This window comes from Enterobacter cloacae complex sp. P13B, assembly GCF_014895915.1.
GTDB classification, from domain to species: domain Bacteria; phylum Pseudomonadota; class Gammaproteobacteria; order Enterobacterales; family Enterobacteriaceae; genus Enterobacter; species Enterobacter bugandensis.
Window position 1 is genome coordinate 78,584 of sequence record NZ_JADBQN010000008.1, and the last position, 17,639, is coordinate 96,222.

18 protein-coding genes are annotated in these 17,639 nt (G+C 54.5%); 8 read left to right on the top strand and 10 right to left on the bottom strand.

Annotated features, from left to right (window positions below):
* Positions 1 to 177: 177 nt before the first annotated feature.
* The 5 genes from rseC to rseD are packed head-to-tail and all read right to left on the bottom strand — an operon-like array spanning position 178 to position 2,941.
* Positions 178 to 654: a SoxR-reducing system protein RseC gene (gene rseC / locus IM273_RS05040; protein ID WP_045260167.1), complete on the bottom strand. Its 477-nt coding sequence runs from the start codon at positions 652 to 654 to the stop codon at positions 178 to 180.
* Complete coding sequence (gene rseB, locus IM273_RS05045; RefSeq protein ID WP_041908666.1) at positions 651 to 1,604, bottom strand: sigma-E factor regulatory protein RseB; 954 nt, start codon at positions 1,602 to 1,604, stop codon at positions 651 to 653. The genes rseC and rseB overlap by 4 nt, the downstream gene beginning before the upstream one ends.
* On the bottom strand, positions 1,604 to 2,254 hold the full coding sequence (gene rseA / locus IM273_RS05050) for an anti-sigma-E factor RseA (RefSeq protein ID WP_014832926.1): 651 nt from the start codon (positions 2,252 to 2,254) through the stop codon (positions 1,604 to 1,606). Before rseA ends, rseB begins: the two co-directional genes overlap by 1 nt.
* Positions 2,255 to 2,285: 31 nt before the next feature.
* Positions 2,286 to 2,861, bottom strand: a complete 576-nt coding sequence (rpoE, locus tag IM273_RS05055) for an RNA polymerase sigma factor RpoE (RefSeq protein ID WP_028014102.1) — start codon at positions 2,859 to 2,861, stop codon at positions 2,286 to 2,288.
* A complete protein-coding gene (gene rseD / locus IM273_RS22710) occupies positions 2,858 to 2,941 on the bottom strand; it encodes a rpoE leader peptide RseD (protein ID WP_231940818.1) in 84 nt (27 codons plus the stop codon). Before rseD ends, rpoE begins: the two co-directional genes overlap by 4 nt.
* A 343-nt stretch (positions 2,942 to 3,284) precedes the next feature.
* Here rseD and nadB point away from each other — a divergent pair, with 343 nt between their 5' ends.
* Positions 3,285 to 4,904, top strand: a complete 1,620-nt coding sequence (nadB, locus tag IM273_RS05065) for an L-aspartate oxidase (protein ID WP_059358607.1) — start codon at positions 3,285 to 3,287, stop codon at positions 4,902 to 4,904.
* Here the strand turns inward: nadB and IM273_RS05070 are convergent.
* Complete coding sequence (locus IM273_RS05070) at positions 4,889 to 5,626, bottom strand: tRNA1(Val) (adenine(37)-N6)-methyltransferase (RefSeq protein WP_059358610.1); 738 nt, start codon at positions 5,624 to 5,626, stop codon at positions 4,889 to 4,891. The genes nadB and IM273_RS05070 overlap by 16 nt on opposite strands.
* Before the next feature lie 132 nt (positions 5,627 to 5,758).
* Here IM273_RS05070 and srmB point away from each other — a divergent pair, with 132 nt between their 5' ends.
* Complete coding sequence (gene srmB / locus IM273_RS05075) at positions 5,759 to 7,087, top strand: ATP-dependent RNA helicase SrmB (protein WP_041908660.1); 1,329 nt, start codon at positions 5,759 to 5,761, stop codon at positions 7,085 to 7,087.
* Between the two features lie 53 nt (positions 7,088 to 7,140).
* Here the strand turns inward: srmB and grcA are convergent, their stop codons facing one another.
* Positions 7,141 to 7,524 carry an autonomous glycyl radical cofactor GrcA gene (grcA, locus tag IM273_RS05080; RefSeq protein ID WP_006176733.1) on the bottom strand — a complete coding sequence of 128 codons (384 nt, stop codon included), beginning with the start codon at positions 7,522 to 7,524 and terminating at the stop codon, positions 7,141 to 7,143.
* A 314-nt stretch (positions 7,525 to 7,838) separates the two neighbouring features.
* Here grcA and ung point away from each other — a divergent pair, with 314 nt between their 5' ends.
* Positions 7,839 to 8,528 carry a uracil-DNA glycosylase gene (gene ung, locus IM273_RS05085; protein WP_023333064.1) on the top strand — a complete coding sequence of 230 codons (690 nt, stop codon included), beginning with the start codon at positions 7,839 to 7,841 and terminating at the stop codon, positions 8,526 to 8,528.
* 39 nt (positions 8,529 to 8,567) lie between these two features.
* Here ung and IM273_RS05090 read toward each other — a convergent pair whose 3' ends face one another.
* On the bottom strand, positions 8,568 to 9,668 hold the full coding sequence (locus tag IM273_RS05090) for a tRNA/rRNA methyltransferase (protein WP_193051259.1): 1,101 nt from the start codon (positions 9,666 to 9,668) through the stop codon (positions 8,568 to 8,570).
* 204 nt (positions 9,669 to 9,872) lie between these two features.
* Here IM273_RS05090 and trxC point away from each other — a divergent pair, with 204 nt between their 5' ends.
* From trxC to IM273_RS05115, 5 genes are all read left to right on the top strand, one after another.
* Complete coding sequence (gene trxC, locus IM273_RS05095; protein ID WP_028014108.1) at positions 9,873 to 10,292, top strand: thioredoxin TrxC; 420 nt, start codon at positions 9,873 to 9,875, stop codon at positions 10,290 to 10,292.
* A gap of 69 nt (positions 10,293 to 10,361) precedes the next feature.
* Complete coding sequence (tapT, locus tag IM273_RS05100; RefSeq protein ID WP_045260163.1) at positions 10,362 to 11,060, top strand: tRNA-uridine aminocarboxypropyltransferase; 699 nt, start codon at positions 10,362 to 10,364, stop codon at positions 11,058 to 11,060.
* Positions 11,061 to 11,095: 35 nt separating this feature from the next.
* A complete protein-coding gene (gene pat, locus IM273_RS05105; RefSeq protein ID WP_193051261.1) occupies positions 11,096 to 13,759 on the top strand; it encodes a protein lysine acetyltransferase in 2,664 nt (887 codons plus the stop codon).
* Between the two features lie 110 nt (positions 13,760 to 13,869).
* On the top strand, positions 13,870 to 15,225 hold the full coding sequence (gene pssA / locus IM273_RS05110) for a CDP-diacylglycerol--serine O-phosphatidyltransferase (protein ID WP_193051263.1): 1,356 nt from the start codon (positions 13,870 to 13,872) through the stop codon (positions 15,223 to 15,225).
* Positions 15,226 to 15,270: 45 nt separating this feature from the next.
* Positions 15,271 to 15,594: a YfiM family lipoprotein gene (locus tag IM273_RS05115; protein WP_045260160.1), complete on the top strand. Its 324-nt coding sequence runs from the start codon at positions 15,271 to 15,273 to the stop codon at positions 15,592 to 15,594.
* Here the strand turns inward: IM273_RS05115 and IM273_RS05120 are convergent.
* Together IM273_RS05120 and IM273_RS05125 are read right to left on the bottom strand one after the other, a co-directional pair.
* Complete coding sequence (locus tag IM273_RS05120) at positions 15,591 to 16,898, bottom strand: MFS transporter (protein WP_041908648.1); 1,308 nt, start codon at positions 16,896 to 16,898, stop codon at positions 15,591 to 15,593. The two genes, IM273_RS05115 and IM273_RS05120, sit on opposite strands and share 4 nt — an antisense overlap.
* A gap of 151 nt (positions 16,899 to 17,049) precedes the next feature.
* The gene (locus IM273_RS05125; protein ID WP_045260159.1) at positions 17,050 to 17,502 is read right to left on the bottom strand and encodes a DUF4385 domain-containing protein; all 453 of its coding nucleotides are present in this window, start codon (positions 17,500 to 17,502) and stop codon (positions 17,050 to 17,052) included.
* Positions 17,503 to 17,639 lie beyond the last annotated feature (137 nt).

The following is a 17,639-nucleotide window of genomic DNA, read 5'->3' on the forward strand; positions in this document are numbered from 1 at the left end:
ATAATTATGCCTTACGAATTCCTGGAGGCCGCTGTTCTTAGCCTGACGTTTTTCAGTGCGAAAACGCAGCATTCTACACTACATACCCGCAACCTGGAAATGCACTTAGAGCCAAGCATAGCGCGAAGAAATGGCGTTTTCTTTTTTGAGATGTAAATAATGATAAAGCCCGGTGGATCACCGGGCCTCAGAAGAGAGCGTCTCGACGCGAAGTTGGTCAGGCGCCAGCGCAACGCTCAGAATAACGGGCTGCCACTCATCGCGCGCGGCGAGCTTCGGTGAGATGCCTTTGGCAAGCCAGAATCCCCCTACGCCACCCAAAGCTGCGCCGCACATGGCGGCCACGTCGGTACCAAACAGCATCTGAAAAAGGCCGCCCATGACAAACAGCCCCACCAGCGGGGAGAGATAGACCAGCATCGCGGAACTCAGCAGACTGCCTTCCGTAATGCCCAGTTCCACCTTCTGACCCGCCACCAGCGGCTGTTCGCTCGGCACGGAGATTGTATGCGATGTCTGTGGCCCTAACTTATTCAGCACGCGACTGCCACAACCGGCTCGGGATGCGCAGCTATTGCATGAGGCTTTAACATCACAGCTGACCAGCGCAATACCATTCTGCCACGAGACGACGGTCGCCCACTCTTTAATCATTGTGCGGCCCTGAATTTAATGCTGTCTGAAATGCGCTTCGCCGTCTGCGGAGGTAATTCCCCCACAATCGTTATTTCTGCGTTATCGCGAACCGTGGTGCTGACCGTACGACGCCCGGTACGAAGCATTTGTTCAGCGCTGTTTGCCGTTGCGCGGTTGATATTCACCGAGAAGCTGAACAAGCCATCGGAATAGAGGCGTGATTCAACCGGCGTATCAATGGTGGGCAACTGACGACGGCTGCTGGACACTTCGCTAAAGCCTTGCGGTATCCAGGAAGGAACCCAGTTGAAATTAGCGGAGTCCCCTGCAGGAACAGAAAGCAGCGGCGGCAGGCTGGCCTTCGCCAGATTCTGCATGCTGTTACCAACCTGATTGTTCACGCTGAAGGAGATGACGCGGAACTGTTCAAGCGTCTCGCCGTCGCGGTCGAGCAGGTCCACGCGCATCGGCAGCTTGGTTTCCGCATCAATCCAGACGATATAGCTGTAGCGCGTGCCATCGCGCGCAACCACGCGGATCACTTCACACAGCCTGTCTGCAATACGGGTACGCCCTACCGAAATAAAATCATAGTAAGGGGCAAGTCGTTTGAAATCGGTATAGATAAGCGACGGTAGAGAATCAACGATATAGTCGCCATTCAGGGTGAAAGGCTCCAGACCGGGCTCGAAATAGCTGATTTCGTTGCCACGCTGGACAACTTCCCGACGCGGGCCATCCATCTGTAAAAGCTGGGCGAGCGGCTGGTTATCAAGACGGGCATGGCGATAGCGTAACGACTCGACGCCCTGCTTGTTGATGCTGATAAATGCCAACTCGTAATTGAGTGACTGGCTGGCCAGATTCATTTGCTGCAACAACGCCCCGGATGAAACATCAGCCGAGGCGTTAGCAGAGAAGAACAGGCTACCCGCCATCAGAGACATGGCGAACCAAAGTTGCTTCATTACTGCGATTGCGTTCCTAAAGTTTGGTTTCCGGGCACCTGCACAGCAGCTTGCTGAGTTTGGGCCTGCTCAAACTGAAGCTGTTCAGAGTGCAGACGACGCTGCAACTCATAATCCTGCAACATCGCATTAATGCGACGGCGCTGCTCCTGAACCTGCTGTTGCTGACCGCCGCTGGCGGAGGCATCAGCCGGTACGCCCAGACTTACCGGGCTGGCTTTGCCCATCATCGGCAGTGTGTTAAACACTGGCGCTTCTGGCTGCTGATTAGTTTCAGACTGAGTATTATAGTGCTGGACGCCAACGATAACTGCAAGCGATACGCATGCAGCCACCCCCATTTGGGTGAGCTGGCTGGCCCACGGACGCACTTTTTGCCAGAACGGCATTTTCTGCCACTGGTGCGGTGCGGGTTGCGCTTCAGGAATCAGCGGAGTGGTCTGATGAACAGGCTCATTCTCGATGGCCGCCATCACGCGGGCTGAGATATCGAAATGGAGAACCTCTCCGGTATCACCGCGCAGCGTGTCACGGATGAGATGGTAACTCTCCCAGGTCTCTTGCATTTCGGGAGAATGAGACAGCTCGTTGAGCAGCTCACTATCCAGCGTCTCACCATCCATTAAAGCGGAAAGTTTTTCTTTCTGCATGCCTAATACCTTTTCCAGTATCCCGCTATCGTCAACGCCTGATAAGCGGTTGAACTTTATTATCAATAGCTTCTCGCGCACGGAAAATTCGTGAACGAACCGTGCCGACCGGACAATCCATGATAGCGGCTATCTCTTCATAGCTCAGACCATCAAGCTCCCGTAACGTAATTGCCATGCGTAAATCTTCCGGGAGTGACTCGATCGTGCGAAAAACAATTTGTCTCAGTTCTTCTGACAACATTAAGTTCTCAGGGTTCGAAATTTCTTTCAGCGCACCGCCACTTTCGAAGTTTTCGGCGTCGATAGCGTCTACATCACTGGACGGCGGGCGACGACCCTGAGCAACCAGGTAATTCTTTGCCGTATTGACAGCAATACGGTACAGCCAGGTATAAAAAGCACTATCTCCCCGGAAAGATTCCAGCGCGCGATAGGCCTTAATAAAAGACTCTTGCACCACATCAGGTACATCACCTGACGGTACATAGCGGGAAACCAGACTCGCCACCTTATGCTGGTAGCGCACCACCAGTAGGTTAAAGGCTTTCTGATCTCCCTTCTGGACCCGTTCAACCAGGACCTGGTCCGTTAACTGCTCGCTCATCCGAGGTAATGTCTCCCCAAACCTAAATTCCACGCGTTATCGAAACGCCACTCTATAACTACCGCACTTTGAGCAAGCACCAGCTTAGAGTGTCTGATCTTCAATAAGTTCCGTAACGCCTTTGTTTTTGTTCATCGCGCCGCAGACCGTTCATTTTCTCTCATTATAAGTCTGTTCACGATACGCACCACTTTCTGACAAGAAACATCTTTTTCCCGCCAGAAGAGTAACGCAACACAGGCTTTATTTCACCACAAAATCTGACGCTAACGATCTGCTTCGCAAAATAATTTCATTTATTTACCCTTCGTTTACCCCTGCCTGTGCGTTTAGTCATTGCAACTCCCATTAAAAAAAACGTGCGATATCTCGCATTCAGGTGCTATTCTGCCCCAACACTGTTTAGTAAATTAAACAACAATCATGAACACAACACCTGAACTTCATTGTGATGTACTGATCATCGGTAGCGGCGCTGCCGGTCTCTCTCTGGCGCTGCGTCTGGCTGAACATCAGAACGTTATCGTTCTGAGCAAAGGCCCGATAAGTGAAGGCTCCACATTTTATGCTCAGGGCGGCATTGCCGCAGTATTTGACGAGACCGACAGCATTGCGTCACATGTGGAAGATACGCTGATTGCCGGGGCCGGGATCGTGGATGCGCACGCGGCAGAGTTTGTCGCCAGCAATGCCCGCCATTGCGTTCAGTGGCTTATCGATCAGGGTGTTTTATTCGATACTCAGGTTCAGCCCAACGGTGAAGAGAGCTACCACTTAACGCGTGAAGGCGGCCATAGCCACCGCCGCATCCTGCACGCCGCGGATGCTACCGGAAAAGAAGTGGAAACCACGCTGGTCAGCAAAGCGCTGAACCATCCTAACATCCGGGTCCTTGAGCGGAGCAACGCGGTTGATCTGATCATTTCCGACAAGATAGGCCTGCCCGGTACGCGTCGCGTGGTGGGAGCGTGGGTCTGGAACCGTAATAAAGAGAAGGTGGAAACCTGTCAGGCGAAGGCTGTGGTGTTGGCTACAGGTGGCGCCTCTAAGGTGTATCAGTACACCACTAATCCGGATATCGCTTCCGGGGACGGTATCGCTATGGCCTGGCGCGCCGGCTGCCGCGTGGCGAATCTCGAATTTAATCAGTTTCACCCCACCGCCCTGTTCCACCCTCAGGCGCGAAATTTCCTGCTGACGGAAGCCCTGCGCGGCGAAGGGGCTTATCTAAAACGCCCTGACGGTACCCGCTTTATGCCGGACTTTGACGCCCGCGGTGAACTGGCGCCGCGTGATATTGTTGCCCGCGCCATCGACCACGAAATGAAGCGCCTTGGCGTGGACTGCATGTATCTCGATATCAGCCATAAGCCGGCAGAATTCATTCGCCAGCATTTCCCGATGATTTACGAAAAGCTGCTCAATCTTGGCATTGATTTAACACGCGATCCGGTGCCCATTGTGCCAGCCGCCCACTATACCTGCGGCGGCGTGATGGTTGACGATCACGGACGCACTGATGTAGACGGTCTGTATGCTATTGGTGAGGTCAGCTATACCGGGCTACACGGCGCGAACCGTATGGCGTCTAACTCGCTGCTTGAATGTCTGGTGTACGGCTGGTCAGCGGCGGAGGACATCACGAAGCGCATGCCTTACGCCCGTGAAACAGAGCGTTTACCGGCCTGGGATGAAAGCCGCGTGGAGAACCCGGACGAGCTGGTGGTGATCCAGCACAACTGGCACGAGCTACGGCTGTTTATGTGGGACTACGTTGGGATTGTGCGCACCACGAAACGTCTGGAACGCGCGTTGCGCCGCATTACGATGCTGCAGCAGGAAATTGATGAATATTATGCCCATTTCCGCGTCTCCAATAATCTGCTGGAGCTGCGCAATCTGGTGCAGGTTGCCGAGCTGATTGTTCGCTGCGCGATGTTGCGTAAAGAGAGCCGGGGTTTGCACTACACACTCGACTACCCGGATCGGCTTGCTGAGTCCGGCCCGTCGATACTTGCCCCGCAGGTTTACATAAACAAATAAAACGCCTGGGTCAGAGCCGTGTAATCTTCGGAATAACGCTGGTCTGGCCCACGGATCACCATACGGTCATTAAAACACTCACCCTCTTTTGGCGAAAGCGCCAGCAGCACGCGGTGCGGCAATCGGCTTTCCGTATCTGAGATGTCAGTTCGCAAACGTAACGTCCAGCCGATCTCCTGCGCGGTAGCGATAAACGTGTTGCCCGTACTTTCTGGCAGCACCACGCAGAAAAAGCCCTCTTCTGAGATAAGTTCAGCCGCGTTGACGAGCAGCGCTTTGTGATCGAGTGAACCGGTATAGCGCGCCTGTTCACGCTCCGGTGTACCGCACTCCACGCCGGGCTCGTAGTAAGGGGGGTTGCTGACGATAAGATCGTAACGCGCCGTCTGCTCTGGCGCCCAGGCAAGCACGTCCGCGCACTTAACGGTTATCCGGTCAGCCCAGGGTGACTCGGCCGCGTTTTCACCCGCCTGCCCTGCGGCCTGCGCATCCAGCTCAACGGCATCAATAGTGACATGCTCTTCAGTACGCTGCGCCAGCATCAAGGCCACCAGCCCGCTGCCGGTACCGATATCAAGAATACGCTTAACACCTGCGACAGGTGCCCATGCTCCCAGTAAAATGCCGTCTGTACCGACTTTCATGGCACAGCGATCGTGAGCGACAAAGAATTGTTTAAACGTAAAACCATCGCGGCGCAGCTGCGCTTTGAGTTGAGACATGTCAGGGCAACCTTCTAAGTGAAACTGGAGTAGCATAGGGGAAAGCGAAGTGGCCGCAAAGCGATATCCATACAAACAGATGAAGATTACAGCCGTAACGTCTATAATCAGCGCCCCACACAGAGGTAGAACATGACTGTAACGACTTTTTCCGAACTTGAACTCGATGAAAGCCTGCTCAATGCTCTTGAGAGCAAAGGCTTTACACGCCCGACCGCCATTCAGGCAGCGGCCATTCCGCCTGCGCTTGAGGGCCGCGATGTGCTCGGTTCTGCGCCAACCGGCACGGGGAAGACAGCAGCCTATTTGCTGCCTGTGTTGCAGCACCTGCTCGACTTTCCACGTAAAAAATCTGGCCCGCCGCGTATTTTGATCCTGACGCCTACGCGCGAGCTGGCCATGCAGGTTGCCGATCACGCGCGTGAACTCGCAGCGAATACGCATCTGGATATCGCCACCATCACCGGCGGCGTTGCGTATATGAACCACGCCGAAGTGTTCAGCGAAAACCAGGACATCGTCGTCGCGACGACGGGCCGCCTGCTGCAGTATATTAAAGAAGAAAACTTCGACTGCCGCGCGGTAGAAACGCTGATCCTCGACGAAGCGGACCGCATGCTGGACATGGGCTTTGCGCAGGATATCGAGCATATTGCAGGTGAAACGCGCTGGCGTAACCAGACGATGCTGTTCTCTGCCACCCTTGAAGGGGATGCGATTAAAGACTTCGCAGAGCGTCTGCTGGAAGATCCGGTGGAAGTCTCTGCGACGCCATCCACGCGAGAGCGTAAAAAGATCCACCAGTGGTATTACCGTGCGGACAACCTTGAGCATAAGGTTGAGCTGCTCAAGCACCTGCTGAAGCAGGAAGACGCCACCCGCACTATCGTGTTTGTGCGTAAGCGCGAGCGCGTGCACGAGCTGGCTGAAATGCTGCGCAACGCCGGGATCAACAACTGCTATCTTGAAGGCGAGATGGCGCAGATCAAGCGTACCGAAGGCATTAAGCGCCTGACCGATGGCCGCGTTAACGTGCTGGTCGCAACAGACGTTGCCGCCCGCGGGATCGACATCCCTGACGTGAGCCACGTCATTAACTTCGATATGCCGCGCAGCGGAGATACCTACCTGCACCGTATTGGCCGTACCGGTCGCGCGGGTCGCAAAGGGATTGCAATTTCACTGGTTGAAGCGCATGACTACCTGCTGCTGCAGAAAATTGGCCGCTATGTTGACGAGCCGCTGAAAGCGCGCGTTATTGATGGCTTGCGCCCAACCACACGTGCGCCGAGTGAAAAAATGACGGGTAAACCGTCAAAGAAAGCGCTCGCGAAACGTGCTGAGAGAAAAGAGAAAGAAAAAGAGAAGCCGCGCGTGAAGCAGCGCCACCGCGATACCAAAAACATTGGTAAGCGTCGTAAGCCAAGCGCTGCCGCGCAGGAAACGAAGACTGAAGAGTAAGAAAAAGCCGGGGTAATCCCCGGCTTTTTTGTTCCACCCCCGTGGCTGAAGCCTTACAGGCTTTCAGTAAAGGTACGGGCGATAACGTCGCGCTGCTGTTCTGGAGTCAGTGAGTTAAAGCGAACCGCATAACCAGACACGCGGATAGTCAGCTGTGGGTATTTTTCCGGGTGCTCAACGGCATCCATCAGCGTTTCGCGGCGCAGCACGTTAACGTTCAGGTGCTGACCCCCTTCAACGCGCACTTCCGGCTGCACTTCCATTGGGATTTCACGGTATTCGATTTCGCCCAGTTTATTCACCGGTACGATTTCATCTTCAGCAAAACCCGCTTTCGCGACCACACAGCGCGCTTCATTTTTCTCGCTGTCCAGCAGCCAGAAAGAGTTGAGCAGATCGTCATTTGCCGCTTTGGTAATCTGGATACCTGTAATCATGTGTTGCCTCCCTTAGGCTACATTAACTGATGCTGGCCTTACGCGGCCAATTGGTAAAACCATTGTTTCTTGTGTGTATATATATCATTCACACCACGGCGATTTATTGATTTAAATCAACAAAAACACCAACCACATAAAGAGTGTGGTTTGAATTTATTGCTTTAGATCAATTTCACACCTCTACCAACTCAACTTAACCTGCATCATTTCAAAATAAATTTAACGACTTAGCACGCATTTCAGCGCGTAATTTTGCTCATAAGCGTTAAACAGGTAAGCTAGTGACAGATTGAGATTCGCAGGAGAGCGACATGACGACACCTTTAACCTGGCATGACGTGCTGGCAGAAGAAAAGCAGCAGCCTTATTTTATCAATACGCTCAGTACCGTTGCCGCTGAGCGTCAGTCCGGGCAAACAATTTATCCGCCGCAAAAAGATGTATTCAACGCGTTTCGCTATACCGAGTTGAGCGATGTGAAAGTCGTCATTCTGGGCCAGGATCCCTATCACGGCCCTGGGCAGGCGCACGGGCTGGCATTTTCCGTACGCCCAGGCGTGGCGATCCCCCCTTCTCTGCTCAACATGTATAAAGAGCTTGAGGGAACCGTGCCCGGGTTTACCCGCCCCAACCACGGTTATCTGGAAAGCTGGGCGCGCCAGGGCGTGCTGTTATTGAACACGGTGCTCACCGTACGGGCGGGCCAGGCGCACTCGCACGCCAGCCTAGGGTGGGAAACCTTTACCGATAAAGTTATCAGCCTTATCAACGAGCATCGTGAAGGGGTCGTGTTTTTACTCTGGGGTTCTCACGCGCAGAAGAAAGGGGCAATTATCGATCGTCAGCGTCATCACGTGTTGAAGGCACCGCACCCGTCACCGCTTTCTGCCCATCGCGGTTTCTTTGGCAGTAATCATTTTGTTCTGGCAAATGAATGGCTGGAAAAACGTGGCGAAACGCCAATTGACTGGATGCCTGTGTTACCGGCAGAGAGCGAGTAGGGTTTGAATGTGCCGGGTCAGGCCCGGCACATAAGAGGCTTATGCCTTATTCTGACGCCACCACTCGGCCAGCAGCACGCCGGTCGCAACGGATACGTTCAGACTTTCCACATTGCCCGTCCCGTCGATGGAGACGCTCAGATCCGAACTGGAGAGCGCCGCATCAGACAGACCATCGCGTTCCTGACCCAACACCAGCACCATCTTGCGCGGCAGCGTCGCTTTATACAGCGGCGTACCGGCATGGCTGGATGTGGTCACGATGGAATAGCCCGCTTTACGGAACTGCTCGAGGGCATCCAGAACGCTGTCGCCGGTGATCGGCTGAACGTGCTCGGCTCCGCCTTCCGCAGTACGGATCGCGGCGCCGGATTCCAGCAGCGCGGCATCCTGCAGCAGCACGCCCTTCACGCCAAAATGCGCGCAGCTGCGCATCATTGCGCCCAGGTTGTGCGGGTTGCCCACGTCTTCCAGCGCCAGCACGCAGTCATCGGCATCTGCCTGGCTGACCCACTGCTGAACTGTCGTGCCGTTACGTTTTTTAATCAGGAAGCAGACGCCGCCGTGGTGCTCGGTACCGGACGCTTTTGTCAGTTCAGCATCATCAACCACGTGGTAGGCTTTGCGGTTCGCCGCCATCCAGCGCAGCGCTTCTTTGAAGCGCGGGGTTACGCTCTGGATAAACCAGGCGCGGACGATACACTCAGGACGGCTCTGGAACAGCGCCTGGCAGGCGTTCTCGCCATATACGCGGGTCTCTTCCGCGCGCTGACGACGCAGCACTTCCGGGTCGATAAAGCTTTTACCGCTGATACCGCCGTGATCGGCTTTTTCCGGCGTCTCATCGCCTGGGGCGCGAGAAACGGTGCGCCACGGAGAGGCGTTATCACGTGAGAAGTCATCACGCGGACGGTCATCGCGCTTGCGATCGTCACGCTTGCGGTCATCACGTTTGCGGTCATCACCGCGGTTATTTCTGTCATCGCGGGCGGGGCGACGGCCACCGTCTGCACGAGAGGACGCTGGACGCCCGCCACCTTTTCCGGTACGCGGATTTTGGGTGCGTTTATCAGAGTCATCATCACTGCGGACATACATCACTTTGACCTTGCCGCTTTTGTTTTTCATTTCGTCGTTCATGCTTTTCTCCACCAGCGCTGCGCGAAGCGCGCAGATTACCCGATGTGCCAGCGCATAGCCATAATTTCGTACAAAAGCCTGTGACTATTGTTCCCATTGAATAAAACGCATTGTCGTTTCATACAGGCTCACTGATAATATGTAACATATCAGAAACATTATCGGCGTTCTGCCGCTGTCCCACGGCTCTATCAGAGGTTAGTTATGAATACCGTATGTGCCAACTGTCAGGCTTTAAACCGCATTCCGGACGATCGGATGGATGACGGTGCGAAATGCGGACGTTGTGGCCATGAATTGTTTGATGGCGATGTCATTAACGCGACGGGTGCTACGCTGGACAAACTCCTCAAGGACGATCTCCCGGTGGTGGTCGATTTCTGGGCGCCATGGTGCGGTCCGTGCCGCAGCTTCGCGCCAATCTTCGAAGATGTGGCCGAAGAGCGCAGCGGAAAAATGCGGTTCGTTAAGGTTAATACCGAGGCCGAACGCGAGCTAAGCGCACGTTTTCGTATTCGCAGTATCCCGACCATCATGATTTTCAAAAATGGTGAAGTGATCGATATGCTCAACGGTGCGGTTCCAAAAGCACCTTTTGATAGCTGGTTAAACGAATCGCTGTAACATTCCCGGGGCACACCTTGTGCCCCGTTCCCGCCTCTGCGAAAATAGGGTTTTTCCTCCATTTCGCCCATGACTGATAACGCTGTCCTTAAATTACGCGCCGAACGCCTTGCGCGCGCGACTCGCCCCTTTCTTGCACGTGGCAATCGCATACGTCGCTGTCAGCGCTGCCTGCTGCCGCTGAAGGTGTGTCTGTGCGAGACGCTGGCCCCAAGTACTGCGGAGAGCCGCTTTTGTCTGGTCATGTTCGATACCGAGCCGATGAAGCCCAGTAATACGGGGCGTCTTATTGCCGATATTCTGCCGGATACCGCCGCGTTTCAGTGGTCACGCACTGAGCCACCTCAGGCTCTGCTCGACCTGGTGGCAAGCCCGGACTACCAGCCGATGGTGGTTTTCCCGGCATCTTATGCGGGAGAACAGCGTCAGGTCCTTACCGCGCCGCCATCAGGCAAACCACCGCTGTTTATTATGCTTGACGGTACCTGGACCGAAGCGCGGAAAATGTTTCGCAAAAGCCCTTACCTCGACGCTCTGCCGGTTATTTCTGTCGATCTTTCCCGCGTCTCGGCCTACCGCCTGCGCGAAGCGCATGCTGACGGGCAATACTGCACTGCCGAAGTAGCCATTGCGCTACTGGATTTAGCAGGAGATACCGCTGCAGCTGGTGCCCTGGGCAACCATTTCTCATGCTTCCGGGAGCGCTATCTGGCGGGAAAAACCGTTCATAAGGGCAGCATCACAGCAACGGAGACAGAAAGCGTTTAAAATCATCAGGTCGCTTGCATTCACAGGAGGCCTGCATGAGCCAGAGAGGGTTAGAAGCGCTACTCCGTCCTAAATCCATTGCCGTCATCGGCGCATCAATGAAACCGGATCGTGCAGGCTATCTGATGATGCGCAACCTGCTAGCCGGAGGATTTAACGGTCCCGTTATGCCCGTCACGCCGTCTTATAAGGCCGTTCAGGGCGTGCTTGCCTGGCCGGACGTGGAGAGCCTGCCTTTCGTACCGGATCTCGCCGTTCTGTGTACAAACGCCAAACGCAATCCGGAACTGCTGGAGTCACTCGGCAAGAAAGGGTGTAAAACCTGCATTATTCTCTCGTCTCCGCCTGAACAGCAGCCCGAACTGCTGGCCTGCGCCAGCCGCTATCAGATGCGCATTCTCGGGCCGAACAGCCTGGGTCTGCTCGCGCCCTGGCAGGGGCTGAACGCCAGCTTCTCCCCGGTGCCGATCCGTAAAGGCAAGCTGGCGTTTATCTCGCAGTCGGCTGCGGTCTCAAACACCATCCTTGACTGGGCGCAGCAGCGTGAAATGGGATTCTCCTACTTCATTGCTCTGGGCGACAGCCTGGATATTGACGTTGACGAACTGCTGGATTTCCTGGCGCGAGACAGCAAAACCAGCGCAATCCTTCTTTATCTTGAGCACCTGAGCGACGCCCGTCGTTTTGTTTCCGCTTCGCGTAGCGCATCGCGCAATAAACCGATCCTCGTTATCAAAAGCGGTCGCAGCCCTGCGGCGCAGCGTCTGCTGCAGTCTCATTCCGGTATGGATCCGGCCTGGGATGCTGCCATTCAGCGCGCGGGGTTGCTGCGGGTGCAGGATACACACGAGCTTTTTTCCGCCGTTGAGACGTTGAGCCACATGCGTCCGCTGCGCGGCGAGAAGTTAATGATTGTCAGCAATGGCGCGGCCCCTGCCGCGCTGGCGCTGGATGAGCTTTGGCTGCGTAACGGCAAGCTGGCCACGCTGGGTGAAGAGACGCTGCAACGCCTCAGAGAGGCGCTTCCGGCAAGCGTGACGCCCGGCAATCCGCTTGATTTGCGCGATGATGCCAGCAGCGATCGCTATATCAGGGCAATCTCCATTTTGCTGGACAGCCAGGATTTCGATGCGCTGATGATTATCCACTCCCCCAGCGCGGCCGCGCCGGGCAGTGAAAGCGCGCGGGCGCTGATTGAGGCGGTACGAAATCATCCGCGCGGCAAATATGTCACCCTGCTGACCAACTGGTGCGGTGAGTTTTCCTCTCAGGAGGCGCGACGCTTGTTCAGTGAAGCCGGACTGCCAACCTACCGCACGCCGGAAGGCACCATCACGGCATTTATGCATATGGTGGAATATCGCCGCAACCAGAAACAGCTGCGTGAGACACCTGCCTTGCCCGGAAACCTGACGGCGAACACCGTCGACGTTCATCGGCTGTTACAGCAGGCCATTGAAGAAGGCGCGACCTCGCTTGATACGCATGAAGTGCAGCCCATACTGGGCAGCTACGGGATGCAAACTCTGCCAACCTGGATCGCCAGCGACAGCGCTGAGGCCGTACATATAGCCGAACAGATTGGCTACCCGGTCGCCCTTAAGCTTCGTTCCCCCGATATCCCGCATAAGTCGGACGTTCAGGGGGTCATGTTGTACCTGCGTACGGCAACGGAGGTGCAGCAGGCAGCCGATGCCATTTTCGATCGTGTCAAAATGGCCTGGCCGCAGGCTCGGATCCACGGACTGCTTGTGCAAAGCATGGCTCACCGCGCGGGCGCCCAGGAATTGCGGGTGGTGGTTGAATACGATCCTGTCTTCGGCCCGCTCATTATGTTGGGGGAAGGCGGCGTTGAGTGGCGTCCAGAGGAACAGGCCGCGGTGGCGCTACCGCCGCTGAACATGAATCTGGCGCGCTATCTGATCATTCAGGCGATTAAAAGCAAAAAGATCCGTGGCCGCAGCGCCCTGCGTCCGCTCGATATTGCCGGGTTGAGTCAATTCCTGGTGCAGGTGTCTAACCTGGTTGTAGATTGTGCGGAGATCCAGCGGCTGGATATCCATCCGCTGCTCGCCTCCGGCACTGAGTTTACGGCGCTGGACGTAACGCTGGATATCGCGCCATTTGAAGGGGACAGAGAGAGCCGCCTGGCGATCCGTCCGTATCCTCTGCAGCTGGAGGAGTGGGTCGAGATGAAGAATGGGGAACGCGCCCTGTTCCGCCCTATTCTGCCGGAAGATGAACCGCAGCTGCGTGCCTTTATTTCTCAGGTTACGAAAGAAGATCTCTATTATCGCTACTTTAGCGAAATCAACGAATTTACCCACGATGATTTAGCCAATATGACCCAGATCGACTACGATCGAGAGATGGCGTTTGTCGCCGTTCGACGTTCCGATCGGGGCGATGAGATCCTCGGCGTGACGCGCGCAATTTCCGATCCGGATAACATTGACGCGGAATTTGCTGTGCTGGTGCGCTCCGATCTTAAAGGCCTGGGTCTGGGCAGACGACTGCTGGAAAAACTCATCAGTTATACGCGAGATCACGGATTGTTACGCCTGAATGGCATTACTATGCCGAACAATCGCGGTATGGTGACCCTGGCGCGAAAACTCGGATTTGACGTTGATATTCAGCTGGACGAAGGTATTGTCGCCTTATCCCTCGGCCTGACACCGGCAGACAAACCCGAGTAAGCTACTGGAAATGTTACCCACTTTGGACGGGACTGGTGGTATCATTGTCCGCTTATGTTGTTTGCATGGTACAGACAACCCTTCAATGAACAGAGAAGAAACGCACTGTGATGTTGTCAAAATTTAAGCGTAATAAACATCAACAACACCTTGCTCAACTACCGAAGATTTCTCAGTCAGTTGATGATGTAGAGTTCTTTTACGCTCCCGCTCATTTTCGGGAGACGCTTCTGGAAAAGATTGCCAGTGCCACGCGACGCATTTGCATTGTGGCCCTGTATCTTGAACAAGATGAAGGCGGGCGTGCGATCCTGAACGCGCTCTATGAAGCCAAGCGTCAGCGTCCGGAGCTGGATGTTCGCGTGCTGGTTGACTGGCATCGCGCCCAGCGTGGCCGTATTGGCGCGGCCGCTTCAAACACCAATGCAGACTGGTATTGTCGCACGGCGCAGGAAAATCCTGGCGTCGATGTACCTGTTTATGGCGTCCCGGTGAATACCCGCGAAGCGCTCGGCGTCCTTCATTTTAAAGGGTTCATCATCGATGACAGCGTGCTTTACAGCGGCGCAAGCCTCAATGATGTCTATCTTCATCAGCTCGATAAATATCGCTACGACCGCTACCATCTGATCCGTAATCCTCAGATGGTCGATATCATGTTTAACTGGGTTGATAAAAACCTGGTACATGGCCGTGGCGTTAATCGCCTTGACGATCCCGAGCGCCCTAAGAGCCCGGAAATCAAAAACGATGTTCGCGCCTTCCGCCAGGAGCTCCGCGATGCTGTTTACCATTTTCAGGGCGACGCTAACAACGAAGAGTTATCCGTTACCCCGCTGGTTGGGCTTGGCAAATCAAGCCTGCTGAATAAAACGATCTTCCATCTGATGCCGTGCGCGGAGCAAAAGCTCACCATCTGTACGCCGTACTTTAACCTTCCTGCCGTGCTGGTGCGTAATATCATTCAGCTGCTGCGCGATGGTAAAAAAGTGGAAATTATCGTTGGGGATAAAACGGCGAACGACTTCTTCATACCTGAAGATCAGCCGTTCAAAATCATCGGTGCGCTGCCTTATCTTTATGAAATTAACCTGCGCCGCTTCCTGAGCCGTTTACAGTATTACGTAAACACTGACCAGCTGGTTGTGCGTCTGTGGAAAGATGAAGACAACAGTTACCATCTGAAAGGTATGTGGGTCGACGATGAGTGGATGCTGCTGACCGGTAACAACCTGAACCCGCGCGCGTGGAGACTGGATCTGGAAAACGCGATCCTGATCCATGACCCGCAGCATGAGTTAGCCGCACAGCGTGAGCGTGAACTGGAGTTGATTCGCACTCACACCACGGTGGTTAATCATTACCGCGAGCTGCAGAGCATTGCCGATTATCCGGTGAAAGTTCGCAAGCTGATTCGCCGCTTGCGTCGTATCCGTATTGACCGACTTATCAGCCGAATTCTGTAATGTCCAGGCCCTGTTACACGCAGGGCTTTTTTATGGAGCCCGTTGATGCGTATTCCTCTGTTACTGAGCGCTTTCTTTCTGACTGGCTGCAGTCATATGGCCAATGATAGCTGGTCCGGTCAGGACAAAGCACAACACTTCCTCGCTTCCGCTATGCTGTCTGCAGCCGGTAATGAGTACGCGCAGCATCAGGGATACAGCCGGGACCGTAGCGCGGCGATAGGGTTGATGTTCTCAGTGGGCCTTGGGGCATCAAAAGAACTATGGGATAGCCGCCCCGCAGGGAGCGGCTGGAGCTGGAAAGATTTCGCCTGGGATGTCGCCGGCGCAACAACCGGCTACGCCGTCTGGCAGATGGCACATTATTAAAGGCGGATACCTTTTCCTTTGCGATGCAGCATCAGCGAGACAATAAACGCCAGCGCTCCCATTACGGTGACATACCAGAAGAAGGTCGTTTCACTGCCCCACGACTTAAGCGATAGCGCGACATACTCCGCCGAACCGCCAAACAGGGCATTCGCGACCGCATAAGAGAGGCCAACACCCAGCGCCCTCACCTGTGCGGGAAACATTTCCGCTTTCAAAATGCCGCTGATTGCCGTGTAAAAACTGATAATAATAAGTGCCACCATGATCAGCGCGAAAGCGGCATACGGCGACGTTGTCTGCTGTAGCGCAGTCAAAAGCGGAACGGTACCCAGGGTGAGCATACCGCCAAAGATCAGCATGGAGGTGCGGCGACCTATTTTGTCCGACAGCGCGCCGACAATCGGCTGGATAAGCATAAAGACGAGTAACGCCACCGTCATGACGACGCTCGCAACGTTTGCATGCATGCCCGTAGTGTTAACCAGATATTTTTGCATGTAGGTGGTAAAGGTATAGAAACTTAGCGAGCCCGCGGCGGTAAAACCTAACACCATCAAAAATGCTTTGCGGTTTCGCCAGAGCCCCTTCATCGAGCCCGCCTCTTTCAGCGCCCTGACCTCCTGTTGAGAGGTTTCATCAAGCTGACGGCGTAGCCACAGGGCGACAACCGCCAGGGCAGCGCCCATAGCAAACGGGATGCGCCAGCCCCAGGCGTGCAAATCTTCATCGCTAAGGATTTGTTGCAGGATCACCACAACCAGTAACGCCAGCAGCTGTCCGCCAATGAGGGTCACATACTGGAATGATGCATAGAAACCTTTTCGGCCTTCAACCGCCACTTCGCTCATGTATGTCGCACTGGTGCCGTATTCCCCACCGACCGACAGCCCCTGGAACAGACGTGCCAGCAGCAGCAACGCGGGTGCCCATGTTCCGATAGTGTCATATCCGGGCAGGCAGGCAATCACCAGCGAGCCGACGCACATCATGCATACGGAGATGAGCATGGAGGTCTTGCGCCCTTTTCTGTCTGCGATCCTGCCGAACAGCCATCCACCGATCGGGCGCATCAGGAACCCGGCGGCAAAAACGCCTGCGGTTTGCAGAAGCTGAGTGGTGGTATTCCCGGACGGGAAAAAGATATGCGCAAAGTAGAGTGAACAGAATGAATAGACGTAAAAGTCAAACCACTCTACAAGGTTCCCCGAGGAGGCCCCGACGATTGCCCAAACCCGACGACGGGTATCCTTACCTGCCAAATTGGTGTTATCCGTATCTGCACTGGCTACGGTTTCTGTCATTTTAAAATCCTCTGTCTCACATTGCGGGCCATTGCCCACAAACAGTAAAACCGGATTTAAAACGAATCGTTAGGTAAATAAAATGTTTCCAATATGTTTCATTACGTTTTGTGAACTCGATCAGGTATCGAATTATTAGCGGACGTAGTAATTATCCCCACTTCTGCTGATGCGCCTTTTTTCGCTGCAAATAATCTTCATCTGCACGAATTTTATCCCACCACTTTTTGAAGACCGCGGCGGCTTCGGCTTTTACGGGATCGCAATCCAGCGGTTTTACCTGGCGCTTCTCATCGTACTTTTTACCGCCTTTATGATTGGCGTATCGCCTGGCGCGCGTATAGCCCATCTGAATGAATTTACGCGCCATATCCATACCCACAAAGTCGTTTTGCTGACGATATTCTTCAAACAGGGCGTAAATTTCTTTTGCCGATCGCGCTGCAACTTCAGCATCTTTGTATCGCCAGTGCGGAAGGATCTCGCTTTTGTAAGGTTCCACCATGAGCACACCCTGCTCTCCCCGCCCCACCTGATACAGCTCTGCATGGTCACGGAAATTAATGTTGGCAAAATCTTGTTGGTAATTAAAGGGACGTGTCAAAGCGGCACCATTGTTAAAATCGTTTTAACAATTGTAGGCACGGTCAGGCGGTGCCGCCACCCGGTATTTTCCGGCGCACAAAGCAAAAAACCCCGCACCTTACGGTACGGGGTTCTTCTTAATTGATGCCTGGCAGT